General features: G+C 47.0%; 13 protein-coding genes and 1 pseudogene. 3 read left to right on the forward strand and 11 right to left on the reverse strand.

Going from position 1 to position 16,518, the window contains the following annotated elements; all coding sequences use genetic code 11:
- Window positions 1-53: 53 nt before the first annotated feature.
- From ACIDITHRIX25_RS92950 to ACIDITHRIX25_RS92990, 9 genes are all read right to left on the reverse strand, one after another.
- On the reverse strand, window positions 54-353 hold the full coding sequence (locus tag ACIDITHRIX25_RS92950; RefSeq protein WP_201732891.1) for a DUF2469 family protein: 300 nt from the start codon (window positions 351-353) through the stop codon (window positions 54-56).
- A 175-nt stretch (window positions 354-528) separates the two neighbouring features.
- A complete protein-coding gene (gene rplS, locus ACIDITHRIX25_RS92955) occupies window positions 529-873 on the reverse strand; it encodes a 50S ribosomal protein L19 (RefSeq protein WP_052606414.1) in 345 nt (114 codons plus the stop codon).
- Between the two features lie 110 nt (window positions 874-983).
- Window positions 984-1,658 carry a tRNA (guanosine(37)-N1)-methyltransferase TrmD gene (gene trmD / locus ACIDITHRIX25_RS92960; protein WP_201732892.1) on the reverse strand — a complete coding sequence of 225 codons (675 nt, stop codon included), beginning with the start codon at window positions 1,656-1,658 and terminating at the stop codon, window positions 984-986.
- A 110-nt stretch (window positions 1,659-1,768) separates the two neighbouring features.
- Entirely contained in the window at window positions 1,769-2,284 is a 516-nt protein-coding gene (rimM, locus tag ACIDITHRIX25_RS92965; RefSeq protein ID WP_052606413.1) for a ribosome maturation factor RimM, read from the reverse strand.
- Between the two features lie 241 nt (window positions 2,285-2,525).
- Entirely contained in the window at window positions 2,526-2,852 is a 327-nt protein-coding gene (locus ACIDITHRIX25_RS92970; RefSeq protein WP_052606412.1) for a KH domain-containing protein, read from the reverse strand.
- Window positions 2,852-3,154, reverse strand: coding sequence for a 30S ribosomal protein S16 (gene rpsP / locus ACIDITHRIX25_RS92975; protein ID WP_052606411.1), 303 nt, complete (start codon window positions 3,152-3,154; stop codon window positions 2,852-2,854). The genes ACIDITHRIX25_RS92970 and rpsP overlap by 1 nt, the downstream gene beginning before the upstream one ends.
- A 127-nt stretch (window positions 3,155-3,281) precedes the next feature.
- Entirely contained in the window at window positions 3,282-4,628 is a 1,347-nt protein-coding gene (gene ffh, locus ACIDITHRIX25_RS92980) for a signal recognition particle protein (protein WP_201732893.1), read from the reverse strand.
- 545 nt (window positions 4,629-5,173) lie between these two features.
- Window positions 5,174-7,297 carry an IS1634 family transposase gene (locus ACIDITHRIX25_RS92985; RefSeq protein ID WP_201732894.1) on the reverse strand — a complete coding sequence of 708 codons (2,124 nt, stop codon included), beginning with the start codon at window positions 7,295-7,297 and terminating at the stop codon, window positions 5,174-5,176.
- Window positions 7,240-7,443 (reverse strand): IS1634 family transposase N-terminal domain-related protein, encoded by a 204-nt coding sequence (locus ACIDITHRIX25_RS92990; RefSeq protein WP_201732276.1) that lies wholly within the window; start codon window positions 7,441-7,443, stop codon window positions 7,240-7,242. The genes ACIDITHRIX25_RS92985 and ACIDITHRIX25_RS92990 overlap by 58 nt, the downstream gene beginning before the upstream one ends.
- 713 nt (window positions 7,444-8,156) lie before the next feature.
- Between ACIDITHRIX25_RS92990 and ACIDITHRIX25_RS92995 the strand changes: the two genes are divergently transcribed.
- Window positions 8,157-8,855, forward strand: coding sequence for a GNAT family N-acetyltransferase (locus tag ACIDITHRIX25_RS92995; protein ID WP_201732895.1), 699 nt, complete (start codon window positions 8,157-8,159; stop codon window positions 8,853-8,855).
- Window positions 8,856-8,989: 134 nt separating this feature from the next.
- Here the strand turns inward: ACIDITHRIX25_RS92995 and ACIDITHRIX25_RS93000 are convergent.
- Window positions 8,990-10,089 (reverse strand): annotated as a pseudogene (locus tag ACIDITHRIX25_RS93000) (IS630 family transposase).
- 297 nt (window positions 10,090-10,386) lie between these two features.
- On the opposite strand from ACIDITHRIX25_RS93000, the gene ACIDITHRIX25_RS93005 reads away from it, so the two are divergent.
- A complete protein-coding gene (locus tag ACIDITHRIX25_RS93005; RefSeq protein ID WP_201732896.1) occupies window positions 10,387-11,574 on the forward strand; it encodes a M20 metallopeptidase family protein in 1,188 nt (395 codons plus the stop codon).
- A 434-nt stretch (window positions 11,575-12,008) separates the two neighbouring features.
- Window positions 12,009-13,712, forward strand: a complete 1,704-nt coding sequence (locus tag ACIDITHRIX25_RS93010) for a methyl-accepting chemotaxis protein (RefSeq protein ID WP_201732897.1) — start codon at window positions 12,009-12,011, stop codon at window positions 13,710-13,712.
- 463 nt (window positions 13,713-14,175) lie between these two features.
- Here the strand turns inward: ACIDITHRIX25_RS93010 and ACIDITHRIX25_RS93015 are convergent, their stop codons facing one another.
- Complete coding sequence (locus tag ACIDITHRIX25_RS93015) at window positions 14,176-15,573, reverse strand: MFS transporter (RefSeq protein WP_349632152.1); 1,398 nt, start codon at window positions 15,571-15,573, stop codon at window positions 14,176-14,178.
- Window positions 15,574-16,518 lie beyond the last annotated feature (945 nt).

Consider the following 16,518-nt stretch of genomic DNA (forward strand, 5'->3'; position numbering starts at 1 on the left):
TCATATGGCAATTATGACTAAGAGCTTAATGGCGACAAGTCAAGCAACGGACCTCAATGAATCGCCTCTTTCTTGGGAAGCTCTTCCACATTGACATCTTTAAAACTAATTACCGAAACGGACTCGACGAAACGAACCGGCCTATACATATCCCACACCCAAGCGTCTTTCAATTTGACCTCGATATGCATTGCCGAACCAGATACGACCGGAAAAATCGAGACTTCATTTGCTAGGTAAAACCGTCTGTCTGTCTCTACAACATATTTAAACATAGGCAAAACAGCTCTGTACTCTTGGTACAGAGCTAGCTCTACTTCAGACTCAAACTTTTCTAGTTCCTCAGCACTCATATCTCTTCCTCAATGTCAGATCGGATTGGCTCACTAGCGATCCTAGTGTCATTCCAAAAATTCATGAAAAGACAATCGAGACTCGCCAACACAACTGAGCGCCATAGCGCCATCGAGTTGGACGTTTGAATTAAAGGAGTCTTCCTTTAGGAGCATCAATATCTCCCAAGGGATATTAATCGCGCTTCTCTTTGATCTTGGCAGCCTTACCAATTCGATCACGAAGGTAAAAGAGCTTAGCGCGACGAACGTCACCTCTCGAAACCAACTCAATCTTAGCAATAATTGGAGAGTGAAGAGGAAAAGTCCTCTCGACACCCACGCCGAAACTTACCTTACGAACCGTGAAGGTCTCATGGACGCTTCCGCCTCTTTTGGAGATAACAACACCTTGAAAGACCTGAACACGCTCGCGGCTTCCCTCTACAACTCGAACGTGTACTTTGACCGTATCCCCTTGGGAAAATTTGGGCCTATCAGCCTTTAGGCTATCAACATCGATTAAATCGGTCGGCTTCACTACGTCTCTCCTGACTAAATTAGCGACAATCAATCATAATCGCTCGAAAAACTTTATACCGCCAAAACACCACCAAGCGATGATGCGGTGAACGACACAGAGTAAACATCCTAGTCGAGATGGGGTAGAAGATCCGGCCTCTTTGACCGAGTGCGCTCTAAAGCGCTCTCCTTGCGCCACCTAGCAACCTCGGCGTGGTTACCACCCAAGAGCACCTCTGGAACCGAAAGGTCTCGAAAATGCTCCGGACGTGTGTATTGCGGATATTCAACTTGATTATTACAAAAGCTCTCTTCGTAGAGAGACTCATGGTTTCCAAGGACGTTTGGAAGAAGTCGCGCGGCAGCCTCGATGGTTGCCATGGCTGCAACTTCACCCCCTGCCAAAACAAAATTTCCCAAAGAGATCGCCCCATCCACCAAATGCTCTTCAACCCGAGCATCGACCCCTTCATAGCGGCCACAAAGCAAGGAGAAACCTTCCAATTCGCTGAGTTCACGAGCAAAACCTTGATCTAACGGCCTTCCCCATGGAGCCATCAAAAATAGGGGCCTAGGAGGTTTAGTCTCTTCTATTGCCTCAAAGATCGGCTCCGGTCGCATAACCATTCCCGCTCCCCCGCCATATGGGAGATCGTCAACGCTCCTATGACGATCATGGGTAAAGTCACGAATATCTATACATGAAAGCTCTAGCGCACCAGAGTCTTGAGCTCTACCAAGGATCGAAACTGAACAATAGTCCTCGATGACTTTGGGAAAGATCGAAAATACCACTACCTTCAAACGTGCTCCTTCTAATTCACTCTCGACGATCGATCTGTTGGACCGCAACCATCTTTGGCCTACATCAGATAATTAGAGTCCAACATTTCCAAAAGCAAAGAAAACCTAGTTCAACCTTGGGGCTCAGAACTAGACGGGTAATCCACAAATAGCCCCTCTGGCGCCTCTATGTAAATCTTTGATGAAGCAGCGTCAAATCGACTTACAAATACAAGTGGCACAAGCGCTCCACTGGCAAGAGAGAGCAGATCGCTGGCGGGGTTCTCGATAACTTCAATCACCACACCCCGATCTATGCCATCTTGGTCTAAGACGCTAGATCCAATCAACTTATGAATCCAAAGCGCTTCATCGTCTTCGATGGGCTCTCCGTAAATCATCATCCCCGAAAGTAATTCGGCGCGATTTCGGTCGCTATAACCCTCAAAGCCGATCAAGATACGGTCATGATGAACCTTTGACGACGCCACGATTAACCATTGTCCGCCAACGAAGAGTCGCGCACCGACTTGCCTACGTTCTTTCCGATTGGAGACAAACGATACCGAAACCTCACCTTTTATCCCATGAGGGCGATGAATTCTACCTATTTCTAAAAGGTCATCAGTAATTTTGAACTCCTTCACATTCGACGTAGACCTAGCTCGACGGCTAGCAACGAATAACCAACTTCTCGTTCCTACCCATACGACAATAGGGCCTTAGTATTAATTTTCTCGTTGAGCATGCATGGCGCCATGAAAATCAAGCATGCTCCCAGAGATATATAGCCCGGCCGTAAGGAAACGACCGGGCTATATATAATCACTTTATAATCACTTAGCTGATTAAAACTCTTAGCTACATTGTTTGACCAACAAAGACTAGCTAATTACTCGCTTCAACAATCTCTATAAAGGCGTCACAGCCGTCTTTGGCAGCGGCGGCACGAACGACTGCTCTTATTGCTCCGGCGATCTTACCATGGCGACCAATCACGCGTCCCATATCAGACTTATCTACGTGGAGGGTCAATTTAACTTTTCCGCTCCCTTCGATCGTCTCGCTAACCGAAACACGATCGCTCCTTTGAGTGAGTGAAGCGCCAAGATAATCTAAAACGCGTAAAGCAGTGGGAGCTCCTGTAGTGGCTCCATCACCCTCGCCCGCCTGGATAGTCTCATTCGACTCCGAGCTTGAATCATAGTCAACCACTAGTTAGAACCGCCCTTGAACTGATCCCAAGTTCCACTAATTTCAAGAAGCTTGCGAACGCGCTCGGTAGGCTGGGCACCTTGTCGGAGCCACTTGAGAGCCTTCTCAGAGTCGATCTTTATATCTGCTGGTGAGCTAGGACCGGTGCCATCAGCCTCGACTACGACTTTGGTAACGGGATTGTAAGTACCCAACACTTCGATGAAACGACCATCACGAGGAGACCTCGCATCGGCAGCAATTACACGGTAAGTTGGGCGCTTCTTTTTTCCCATACGGACTAGACGTAGTTTTACAGACACAAAATCTCCTAAAAAATATTCGACACACACGAGAGAGAAATTTTGTCCTCGAGCAATTGGAAGTGTCGACTAATTACAGCCTCTAAATTCTAGAGTCCTTCGGCACACTTTGGTGCACTTTATCTCTTTATCTCTTTGCGCGCCTCTTTTTGGCACCCTTTGAGGCAATATTTTTTTTCGTTGGACTCGGTCCGCCGAGGCCCATCTGTCGCATCATCTTTTGCATATCTCTGAACTGCTTCAACAAATTGGAGACCGCAGTAGGGGTACTTCCAGATCCTTTGGCAATTCGATTGCGCCGGCTTGCATCAATTAGGCCGGGGTCACGTCGCTCTTGATGGGTCATCGACGAAATGATCGCCTCAATCTTGGTCAGTTCGCCCTCGTCGATATCAGCATCCTTGATCTCCTTTGGAATACCCGGCAACATAGAGATGATTCCCTTCAGAGGGCCCATCTTCTTGACTTGCTGCATCTGTTCCATAAAGTCTTCAAGATCGAACTTGCCCGCCTGAATCTTTTTAGCACCGCGCTCGGCTACATCTTTATCCAGATTTCGTTCGGCCTTTTCGATAAGGGTTAGGACGTCGCCCATACCTAGGATTCGATTTGCCATCCGATCTGGATAAAAGCTGTCGAAATCTTCCAGCTTCTCGCCTATAGAAGAAAAAGCGATCTTCTTACCAGTAACTTCAACTACAGATAGTGCAGCTCCACCTCGAGCGTCACCATCTAACTTGGTCAAAATGGTACCCGAGAGATTTACCGCCTCGGCAAAGGCGTTTGCCGTATTTAGCGCATCCTGACCAGTCATAGCATCGATCACCAAAAAGACATAATCCGGAGAGACGGCGTCTTCGATTGCCACCATTTCAGCCATCAAATCTGCATCGACCGCTAAGCGGCCAGCAGTGTCAACTATCAGGATATCTCGGCCCAGGGACTTAGCTCGGTTTAGACCCGCACGTGCCACCTCAATGGGTGAAGTTGTCTCAGAAAAAAAGTCCACCTTGGCGCTCTCGGACAAGATTCGCAATTGCTCAACAGCGGCAGGGCGAGCAAGGTCCGCACCCACTAAAAGTGGATGTCTACCTTGGCGGCGCAGATGAAGTGCCAACTTAGCAGCAGCAGTGGTCTTACCAGAACCCTGAAGTCCGACCAACATAATTACCGTTGGAGGCGACGATGCGAAGGTGAGTCTAAAGGCATCACCACCAAGAGTCGCCTTCAGCTCCTCATTCACCAACTTCACAATCTGCTGTGCCGGAGTAAGTGCTCGGGACGTCGCCTCTGAGACCGCAGCCTCGCGAATGCGACTTGTGAACTTGCGAACCACCTCCAAGTTGACGTCCGCCTCTAGAAGCGCTAAACGAATCTCTTTGAGTGCCGCTTCAATGTCCACAACCGAAAGGCGGCCTTTGCGCCGCATCTTCGTTACTACGCCCTCGAGACGCTCGGAAAGATTATCAAACATCTTCTAAGATCTCCCTGATACCTAGCTCGACAGCCATGGCAGTCGATCAAATCACCTAATCAGCATAAATGGTATTTAGTCACGCTACCTTTTAATGCTCGATTTCTATAACCTCCAAAACAGTCTCGCTAACCCAAAAGCACTCAATTCACATTTGAAGCACTGCAAAAAATGCCGATTTGGTCGATTTCATCATCGTCGCGGGCCACATAGGCCCAGTTGAAAAAATTGAGTGGAGAAGGCTCAAAGGTACTATCAACATTTCCTAAGTAAAAGTCCTTGGCAGAGGAAGTTCCTTGACCTTTTAAAAGTGCCATAGAGCAGTGAGGTCAAACTAAGTTTGCAATGGCTCGGCACGATTCGACAGCCATAGATGACCTCATTTCTAGATTTCTAGCTCGGACACCTCAAATAGACCATATCTACAATTTGCACCGTTGACCTTTGCAGCTATATGACAAAATGGTTCTATCGACCCCAACCCATCTTTCCAAAAATCAAACCATTCTCCCAGCTATTTGAGTATGTGGTCTTACGTTGGGACACTACAAATGCGTCGCAATGGTCTTTATCCGTTTAAGGGGATCACTAACTCCTAAGAGACGGTAGATCTCTTTGTGAACCGGCTCAGAAACACCACTAGTGCGGATGTGATAGACAACGCCTTTATCTGATGTAAGAACTATGGTGGCTCGGCGGTGACTGTTGAGTTGCTCTTTAATGGTTGACCATCTTCTCTTATCGTTATTTTGCCTCAAGGTCAGCTCAATAGCACTAAGGAGGTGATAGGCAAGTACTGAGATGAAGAGGTGAGCAGCAGTTCGGCTAGCTAGTTGATGATAGACCGGTCGAAGTCCAAGATCACTCTTGAGGGATCTAAAGGCATCTTCTACTTTAGTGAGAGTCGTATAGATATTCCAGATCTCACCTGCATCTAGCTCGCTATGGCTGGTGTCTATGACGTAGGCTCCTTGGAGATTATCATCTTTGGCTTTAGTGGGTTTTTCTGTAATAGTGAGATTGATTACTTTGTCAAAGCGTCTCTTTTTGATGATCTTGCCATGGTCTTGATGATATTCAAGGGATATCTCGTATTTGGAAGCAATACTTGGGTACTTGGCCTTGATGCGTCCGATACGCTCTGAGACAACTGTGGTCTTAGATATAGAACCCTTTGTGATTGAGGTATTCAACGAAGTGATATCTACTAAGAATCTCTCGTTAGCTTGACTAGAGATCGCTGATTCCTTCTTGGATCTCCCCAAAGAACGACACAACACCACGGTTGTGGTGTTGTTGTTGGAGGAAGAGGAGGAGATGGAGGTGGAAGAGGAGGAGATGGAGGTGGCGTTAGTATCAGTGTCGGTGCTGTCGCTGATATTGTTGCCGGTGGCACCATTACGGATATAGTCGTCAGTGTCGGTGCTACTGTCGCTCTTGATGATTTTGGTGTCATCGGTGCCGGTATTCTTGCCGGTGACACCATTACGGATATAGTCGTCAGTGCCGGTGCTGCTGTCGCTGTTGCTGATACTGTTGCTAGTGTTGCCGGAGGTGGTGTAACTGTTATTGTCGTCAGTGCCGGTGTCTTCTTCTAGCGTTTGCACTTGTCCTTGTACTTGTGTTTTCACTTGTCCTTGTACTTGTGTTCTCACTCGCCCGTGTGGCTTTTGTGGTTCCACTTGTAGCTTTTTCACCAGTACTGGGGATCCTTGGGCATCGTAGATCTCGGTGAAGCCTTCCATCTCCATGAAATGGCTTCGATAGAGGCTCTTTTTGTTAGCTCTCTCAATTACTACGTAGTTGAGATTGCGCTTAATAAGAAGTTCTAGGTTTGCCTTGGTAGCAATTCCCCTATCCATCACAATGGTAGGAACAACATCCCCAAAGAGAGATCCATCCGATAGAGACTCCAAGGCATCAAGTACGCTAATGAGAGTTCTAGGCTCAGAGGTATTGCCCTCATGTATCTCTGAGTAGATGGGTAGTCCCCTGTGATCAACAAGTAGTGCTAGAGAAACTAATGTGCAATCAAAACGCTTCTCTTTGGAATGTCCATGTTTAGCTAGGGAGTTCCCCTTAGTAGAACCTTCGAAGTAGGTGTTGGTTAGATCAAAGAGAAAGAGCCTGGTATTCGTCCTAAAGAGATCAGAGCTAGCTCTATAGAGTGCTGGCTCTATGACGCCTTTAGCGTCATAGAGCTTATCTGCAATTGCATAGACCTTATCCTTGTGAAACTTAGAGAGATCGATACCACATATCTCAGGTAGTGAAGAGTTGGAGTTGATATACGAATAGGTCTTTCGATCAGATCCAGGATGAATAAGACGAGCTATTATCGTTGCCTTGGCAATACCAAGGGATTCACCCGATAGACCTGCACTCTCTAGGATCTTATCGAAGCTAAGAGCTTCATAGAACGAGTTTCCTATGAGTTCTGGACCGATACTTCTACTATTGATAGTCTTAGCACTAGAGAGATCCACCATCTCAAGGTCAGCCTCAGTAGCTCTTGTTTCTTTAGCGGCTGCAACTTCGGAACGAATTGCATACTTAGTGATTGCTAGATCTGCGTATCTGGCAATAATAGGATCTGATTCAAAGAGTGAGGTTACTCCAGAGAGTCCCAGGTAATAGCATTGGCAATTGCATTGGCCAGAGCTGGCCACAATGACTTATCCAGGTCCAGTTCGGTCAAGGTCATTACTATACGTTGACGGGGACCTTTTTCACAGCGGTAGGACTCAACGAGTTGGTACTTACTGTAGCTAACGCCGGTCTTTTTATTAACTGTTGGAGTTTCACGGATAAACACAACAAGACAATAGCACCATGTCAGAGCTAATGCAAGTCATAATCAAAACTACTCAAAAATTAGGACACTACATTCGCGACCCAAAAAGACCTAATACCCATCTACCAGGGCATCTATAAATGACACAAGCCGAAAATCCTCAAAAATCAACTCAAAAGGGGCCAATTGGGGCGATTTTTCGGGAAATCTGCGAAAGATGGGCCAACGCAGGAACATCTCAAAGGTGTCTAGATAAACCTTTTAGGAAACAATTCGTCGACCAATGGTATCAAATTAGCACCGGGCCAGGCCAACCGAGGACAAAGGAAGATAAAGACAGAAAAGGTCACGGCTAAAGAGAGGATAAATCCAGCTGAAGTAGCGATTTAAAACCATCTCAGCCCCAAAAAATATCCAATCAAAACAGCGCTCCATATGATTCTGTCTTTAGATCTTGAGCGTGCCATTAGATCTTGAGCGTGCCATTAGATCTTGAGCGTGCCATTGGATCCTGGGCCTACATGTAGAGATAAATGCACAAATCTCGAACTCAGTAGCTATCTTGCTTGGAGCAGAGCCACGTTTTCAACTTTACCAACCATAACAAGATCTTTTAGAAATTTGGCATGACCATCCAAAATTGTTCAAGCTCTTCGAAATTTTAATAGCCCTTGAAATTGTTAACTTACAGTGATACACCCATATCCCCCAAAGTGGTATGAAAGGCTAATATTTTGATCTCCCAGGCACAAGGCATCGCCCGTCTGACCGCACATCTTCAAGAATTTCTAGGTGCTTGGCCACCTTCGGCTGAAGGGATCGAGGTAATAGGCTCGCCCATGAGAACATTACCAGGTTGGGACGGGACCGTCGCTAAATACGTTGGAGTAGTTCAAGGCAATGGGGCCGGAGTGTTGTCGGTACCGCCTTCCCAACTCGAGAGGTTCAAAGATGCGCTCAATATTGCTGTTGAAAGACACGGTGCCCCTGATGCCCTAAAGCACCTGCCCGAATACCTTGAGCTTGGTGACATTACTTACTTTAGCGGTATCTTTAGGTTCACCTACTCTCCAATTGAATTTCCATCGTCTGGGAGATGGTTCGACTATCTCGATCCGATAGTTCCCACCTGGCTGAAACCTTTTAAGAGTGAAGTCCTTTTAGCCCTTGACGAGGATGGAGACTATATCGCTGGCGTAGGGGTCAAGCACCACGGAAACTATGGCCGTGAGATCTCAGTAGTAACCGAAGAAAGAGCACAAGGTCGCGGCTTAGCTAAGGCATTGGTATCCCAATGCGCACGCAAAATTATCGACGATGGATACGTTCCCACCTATCTGCATTCCCCTCTAAACCTCGCATCGTCAGCCGTCGCTAGAGCCGTTGGATTCAATGATTTAGGGTGGAGGATAATCGGTCTGAGGGCCGTTTAGTTAATGTTTAGGGCGAAGTGCAAATCAATTTATCCTTCATGATTCGCCCTTTGATTTGAAACGTCAAATTAGCCACATCGACTCGTGAAAGTCAAAGTGGCTCCTAGTGTCCCCTCTCATAAGTTCCCTGAGTTCTAGTTCCCCAGATACTTTGCCATCGATGCGAATATCTCGTCAGCTGTCTTTACCCACCTAAATGGTGTTGGGTCTTGGTTCCAGCGCTCTGCCCAGGTGTTGATCGAAGCAACGAGTTGCTTTTGTGACTTATGGGTGGATCTGTGGAGCATTTTGGTAGTCAGTTCCGAGAACCATCTCTCAACCAGGTTCATCCACGAGGAGTAGGTGGGTGTAAAATGGAAGTGGAATCTGGGGTTTTTTATGAGCCAGGCCCGTACAGCATCGGTTTTATGCGTTGCATAATTGTCCAGGATGACGTGGACTTCGAGTTCTTTTGGAACTTCTTTTTTCACCTGATCCAAAAAGGCTATGAACTCGATCGCCCGATGAGCCTTTGTGGTGTTGGTGATCACCTTGCCAGAGGCAACATCAAGTGCTGCAAAGAGATTTGTTGTGCCGTTGCGTTTGTAGTCATGTGTTTGCCGCTCTGGAACAAAAGGTCTCATGGGAAGCAGTGGCTGGGTTCTATCCAACGCCTGGATCTGTGTCTTTTCGTCAATACATAGTACCAGTGCAGCATCAGGGGGATTGAGATAGATCCCAGTTATGTCGCGGACTTTTCGGTAAAGGCCGGATCGGTACTGATGTTGAAGTATCCCAAGACATGGGGCTTGAGGCCAAAGGTTCTCCAGATACGTGAGATGCTCGCTGGTGATACCCCGATCCGCTTGGACATTGAAGACGTCGACCACTGGGTAGCAAGCGGGGGCTCTTCTTCCAAAGTGATCCTTAGAATCTCGGCGATCTTTTCGTCATCAATGCTTCTCGGTTTTCCACTTCTCGGTGCGTCATCGAGAAGTTCCACTCCGTAGTTGATAAAACGCCGCTTCCATTTGCATACCGTCTCTGTAGATATCTGAAGTCTTTGCGCGATCTCGTTGGTTCCAACCCCTTCGTTACTCCATAGGGCAATGCTGGCCCTTGCCACCTGTCCTATGGGAGCTGTGGACTTTCTTACCACTGCTTCTAATTCGCTACGTTCTTTGGGACTGAGCGGAACCACCGAAGCTTGTCGTCCAGATCTCTTCTTGGGCGGCTTGCTCTGGTTGGCATCAATGTTTGGCTCCTCTGAAATGGTGTGACTTTGCATCGTTCTCCCTTGCAAGGTTATGTCCTTACCAAGGAGAACAACCTTAGAAGGGATTAATTCCTCAGTTTCAGGGAAATTATGAGAGGGGACACTAGCCATGAGCTCAAAATCAAATTTGACCCCCGATGCCGCCTCGCTTAGAGATATTATTGATTGGCTGCTATGGCCAACTTGGAAGTGGTGAATACCGAAACCAAATTCTAAAGGTTGCATTAGGTGCCCCGAAGCGATCACTACAATAATTACGATACTAAAAGGCAAATTATGGAGTCAATAATAACAAATACCGGAATTCTAGAGGACGCTAAGTCCATCGCGACGGAGATGATAGATCTCCGAAGAACGATTCATTCCAATCCAGAACTTGGACTCCATCTGCCCGAAACTCAGCAATTAATCTTGAAGTATCTCGAGAACCTTGGCTTCGATATAACGCTTGGCAAAAATAGTTCTTCTATTATTGCAATCCTAAAAGGTGATCAGCCAGGACCATCTACCCTACTACGGGCAGATATGGATGCATTACCCATGCCTGAGGATACAGGCCTTGGCTATGCCTCTAAAATTCCCAATAGAATGCACGCCTGTGGCCATGACGCACACGTCGCAATGCTTTGTGGAGCCGCAAAGATATTGGCTCTTCGAAAAAGTGAGTTACGAGGACGAGCGGTTCTAATGTTCCAACCAGGAGAAGAAGGCTACGGTGGAGCGGCTGTGATGATTGAAGAGGGGCTCATCAACGACTTTGGCACTATCGATCGAGCCTTCGCAATCCACATAACGCCAGTGATTCCTAGAGGGATTATCGCAATAAAATCAGGTACCTTGATGGCATCTGCGGATGAATTCTCGATAGAGGTGATTGGAAAAGGTGGCCACGCATCAATGCCTTCGGATGCAGTTGACCCAATTCCTGTGATGTGCGAGATCGTCTTAGCTCTTCAGTCCATGGTTACTCGCCGCATTCCGGCATTCGATCCCGCAGTTCTGACGGTATCCAAGATAGAAGCTGGAACCACCTCTAACGTAATACCCGAGAAGGCAACCGCTCTTGGGACGCTGAGAGCGGTCTCTGAAAACACGAGGCTAAGTGCGATCGAACTGATCGAAAGAGTCGTGATCAATATCGCCAAAGCACACGGATGTGAAGCCCTCTTGCAACTCCATCACGGGAGTTACCCGGTAACGATAAACAACGAGGTTGAAACCCAGAGAACTGCCGGAATAACAAGAGAGCTACTTGGTCAAAATTCCCTGGTAATGATGCCAACACCAGTCATGGGAGCAGAAGATTGGTCATTTGTTCTTCAAAACCTTCCAGGTGCCATGGCCTTTTTAGGAGCAGCCCCTCCTGGAGTGGCAATGCCGGCTCCGAATCACTCAAACAAAATGATCATCGACGAAGATGCAATGGCCATAGGAGCAGCCCTTTACGCCGCTATGGCACTCTAGCCAAACCAAGCACTTTGGCCCTTTGGCCGATTTTCATTACCAACCGTCATATACTGTTTATTAGTGGCTTCTTCCAACTCAATGGGAGTGGCCACTTTTTTTCTTTTTTTATCCTCTTGCCCAACTCTGTCATCTCAAAGGTCTTCTTTGGATCCCATTTAGCTGGTAACCATCTCAAAAATCAACGCTGGCAAAATAATATCTGGTTGATCTCAAGTTATGCTCAAATGGCGCCGAAATGCTCTAGACACAAGGTAGAAAGTTATCTTCCTAACTGGTGATGATCAATACTGAACTGAAGATCCCAAACGGGATAAAAGTCATGTTTTGATCGCAATAAGAAACGACGACTAGAAAATCAAGGGCTCGTGAGCCATCGATGTTGGTTTTCGAATCGCCGAGTTCACGGATGACAAAATAGGGGTTGGTCCATTTTGAGGCAATTTCAGGAATTGCGGGTTGGTCAACGACTCGCAATCGGTTCAATAATTCTAGGTTTACTCTTCTTGGTTGTGGGGGGATTCGCAATAAATACCACGTCAAGTGGATCATCGACCATAAACCAACTAACAAAACTAGCCATAAGCAGCAAGACCACCTCAGATCTAGAGCAGATTGCCACCCAAATCGCTCTCGCGGAAAACTCAGTAGCATATGACTTTGCCTCCAACTCTGTGGCTAGCGGTGACATCGCGAGCTACAAGCAGGCAGTTGCTCAATTCGCTGCATTGGATAAAGCTCTCACCGCAAGCACTCTATCGAATCCAAATAGGAAACTTTTGACTCAAGCAACGTCGGGCTTTGACACCTACGTCTCAATGTCTAACCAGATCAATTCTCTTTTATCCACCCATAACGCAGCGAACACTAATAAAGCGGGCAAGATAATTGCAAACTTAGCCTTTGGATCCATGGCTACTCCACTAAATAAGGTGGTCACCTCGGTGGACAACAACTTTCTAGCGGCGTCAAATGGAGCCTCGTCTTCGACAACCCTTCGGCAAGAGATACTCATATCACTCATTGCGATCGCACTTTTGGCCTCAGTCCTAATCTCGCGCAAGACTGCTCGATCGATAACAGTTCCATTGAATGATCTCGTAGGATCGCTCGGCAAGGCAGCACAGGGCGATTTGACTGTCAGCGCAAACTATCAATCCAAAGACGAAATAGGTAGTTTATCGGTTGCCCTCAACACCTTTATAACGAAGGTAAAGGGTGCCATAACGGAGATGTCGGCCACCTCATCCACTTTGGCTAACTCTTCCATAAGGCTTACCAAAACATCTGACGAACTCTCAACGTCGGTCGAAGGTACGCTTGATCGAACCAACAACGTAAGCCGAGCCGCCGAGAAGGTATCCACTAACGTTACCCAAGTCGCTTCTAGCACTGAAGAACTTCGAAGTTCGATTGACGAAATCGCACGAGGCGCCGCCGAAGCTGCTCGCGTAGCAGGAACAGCCGTCGGAACTGCCGAGGTAGCCGTAGCTTCAATGTCCAAACTCTCTGAGAGCTCTTCCAAGGTTGATGAAGTTGTCAAAGTTATCAATGCAATTGCCGAACAGACCAACCTGCTCGCTTTGAACGCTGCCATCGAAGCAGCTAGGGCCGGTGAGGCTGGAAAGGGATTTGCTGTCGTCGCCTCCGAGGTAAAGGATCTTGCCAAAGAGACCTCTGAAGCAACCCACAAGATTGCAAACCGTATCTCTGAGATGCAAGAAGATACTGACCAAGCCATCGAAGCAATAAATGCTATCGCCGGCGTGATCGCAAAGATAAACGATCTACAGACCTCGATAGCATCAGCAGTAGAAGAACAATCGGCAACAACTCAAGAGATTGGAAGGTCGGTCTCTATTGCAGCAGACGGTTCCGGTCAGATTGCCCACCGTCTTGAAGAAGTCGTAAGCATTGCACGCTCAAATACCGACAATGCCTCGGCTACAAAAGAAGCAGCTCAGGACCTCTCTAGGTTTTCAGATAGCCTGATTCAATTGGTTGGACGATTCAGATTGGGTGGACCAACAAACCAAACAACCCAAAAATCCGCCCCCAAGCAAAAAGCACATCGCTCGCGATTTGCTCCAAAAGAAGATAAGGAATCCTCCAACCACAACCTCGAGACCAAAAGATAGAAGGCTAGTAGGAGCCAACTATCTCCTTTTGTGAGACAAGATTCAAAAAGATCAAAAACCCGGAGGTCAACCAATGGCCTCCGGGCTTTTTGCAATAGCAGCCCAATTTTGCGAGTAAATTCATTTCGTTATTGCCCGCCTGTCAAGAATTTCCAAAAAAAACAAGGCTATTCAACCCCGCATAAAAATTGGCCAAACTCCCGAATAAGAAGCATCATCTTTTAGCTCGAGCTACAACGAGTCGCGTACCCCGACCTGTATCCCTGACTTGTATCATTTGAATACTGTCGTCCTTTCTTGCTCGACCGTAGGTGACCCTATAGGGGATGACCAAACGAGAAAGCAACTATAAAAGAGATCGGAGTTACACCCAAATCGGCCTAACAAGATCTCCTTTTTAAAAGAGTTCGTCCATCTCGCCTGATAGGTGATAGATCGCATAAAAGCTATTGGCCATTTGCGCTTACTCGCTTGAAAATGAAAAAATTGAGGCGACATTCGCTACGCTCGCCTTGGCAAATCCCGAAGTCATTATCAACCCCAAACAAAATATCGTGGTTCCAAAGCCAACCAAAAGCCACCAACTCGAATGGCTAGCACCTGCAAGGTTACCATTTAGGTTTCCACCCATTGCAACCGATAACATGGCCCCCACTATCGCGACACCAAGGGATTGGCCAACCTGACGACTTGTGGATGCAACGGCGGCGGCTACACCAGCCTGTTGCCTGGGCATTCCAGAGACAGCGGCATTAGTAATTGGGGCATTCACTAGCCCAAAGCCAATTCCAAAGACTAAATAGGCGCCAAAGAGCCACGAAAAGGGAGTAGTTGCGCTAAGACCAGTCAAGGCAAGGCTACTTAGCCCAATTCCGAGGCCACCAACTAGCAAAGGGACCCTCGGCCCATAGCTTCCCACTATTCGACCAGAGAGAGGGGCCGCAAAAATTGTCATTATCGCCATTGGAAGAGTGTCAATTCCGGCCGAAAGTGGAGATAATCCTCTAATATTTTGGAGATAGAGGGTATTCATAAATAAAAAACCACCCAAGGAACCAAAGGCTGCTATCGCAACGAGAGTTGCTCCTGAAAAGGGGATACTCCTAAAGTATCTAAGGTCTATCAATGGTTCATTTCTACGGGGTTCGTAGATCAAAAGCAAGACAAGAGCGATGGCCGCAACACTAAAGGTGGTTACGATCTTCACGGATCCCCACCCAGAGGCCGGCCCTTCAATAATTCCAAAGGTAGCCGATGCCAAAAAAGTCAATATCAGAAGCTGTCCAATTGGATCTAGCTTACGTGCGTGGTCGGCACGCGACTCCGGAATAAACTTCCCTGCTAAGACAAAAGCAGCAATTCCAATTGGTACGTTGATCCAAAAGATCGAACGCCAACCCACCGAATCCACTAGAGCACCTCCCAGGATTGGACCAAGTGCCATAGATACTCCAATCACGGCGCCCCAAATTCCAATGGCCTGGGCCCGCTCTTTGGGTTCAGTAAAGGTGTTGGTGATTATTGAGAGTGCTACAGGGTTCAACATAGAGCCACCAATGGCCTGCAACATTCTAAAGGCCACTAAAAACCCTAGATTTGGGGCGAGACTGCACAGCAATGATCCCATTGAAAAGACGGTCAACCCTATCTGGAAGGTCCTACGTCGTCCAATTCGGTCCCCAGTGGAACCAGAGAGCATCAAAAGACTGGCCAAGACTAGGGTATAGGCGTCTACGGTCCACTGTAACCCAGAAACACTCGCCCTTAAATCTCTCCCCATCGAAGGAAGTGCCACATTTATAATCGTGTTATCAATTCCAACGATAAACAGGCTCATTGAGCAGATAGCCAAAACGGCCATGCGACGCGACTTACCGAGATTGTTCAATGAAATTCCATTTGAAGCCAATAAAACCTCCTCAGAGTATTCAACGAGCCCATTACGCTCTCCTTTAAAACCAGCTGGAGTTCATACACAAAACTTCAACCTGGTCCAAAATATAAATGACCAGATCAAAGATAAAAAACTCAAACCTCTAGCTCTAGCCATGAAAAATCCACGTTGCCAAAAAAAACAAAACACAGACTGATGATCCAACCCACAAAGCCGCATTAACTAACTATCGAATCTTATTTAGCCATGATCAACTATAACTAGGTTGCGCTCTAAATAAAGTCCGGATCTTTAAATAAGTAGTTGAAGAGACTGCTCCAAAAACAAGGCTCCCCTAACATAGATATGGATCAAGCAACACTCTCATAGGCTTCATCGGGATTAAGCCGAGATTTTCATTAAGGCGAGAAATCGTGATTTGTGCACTTCACGTGGCTTAATTATCATTATTCCTCGGCTAACATTTCAGTACTAACGCCGCCTATACGGGACCAGAAGTCCATCCTAGGTGAGGATCTTCCCGGCGGGAATCTGGTTGCTGGAGTAGTCGTCTTCAAAGTGAGCACGGCGCCTGACGGTGGGAGTAGACACGTCCCTGTTTGTCGACGAACGCAGCCAGAGTCCTGATTATCTTTATCCACTTGCCAATTGTCGAGTTTCAAAAATGAGAATCGTGAAGTTCTGGAACGGTAGATTGCCAATTGGCACAACCTTGGCATCTATACCTGTCCCTTTCTATAAACATATAGATACAACGAATAATAACGATAATCAACTGAAACATTAAGCCGAAGAATTGTTCAGTAAGCCACGACTACGCTGGAATAACTATGATTTCTCGGCTTAATGAAAACCTCGGCTTAATCGCTATGATGGACAAGGCCTGGCTACACCGCCCTTTGGTGAATAGCC

Source organism: Acidithrix sp. C25, from assembly GCF_904848545.2.

Coding starts and splice junctions, on each gene's coding strand:
- ACIDITHRIX25_RS93015 (WP_349632152.1), bottom strand. CDS start 15,573: ATGGCCGTTTTGGCTATCTGCTCAATGAGCCTGTTTATCGTTGGAATT.
- ACIDITHRIX25_RS93005 (WP_201732896.1), top strand. CDS start 10,387: ATGGAGTCAATAATAACAAATACCGGAATTCTAGAGGACGCTAAGTCC.
- ffh (WP_201732893.1), bottom strand. CDS start 4,628: ATGTTTGATAATCTTTCCGAGCGTCTCGAGGGCGTAGTAACGAAGATG.
- ACIDITHRIX25_RS92950 (WP_201732891.1), bottom strand. CDS start 353: ATGAGTGCTGAGGAACTAGAAAAGTTTGAGTCTGAAGTAGAGCTAGCT.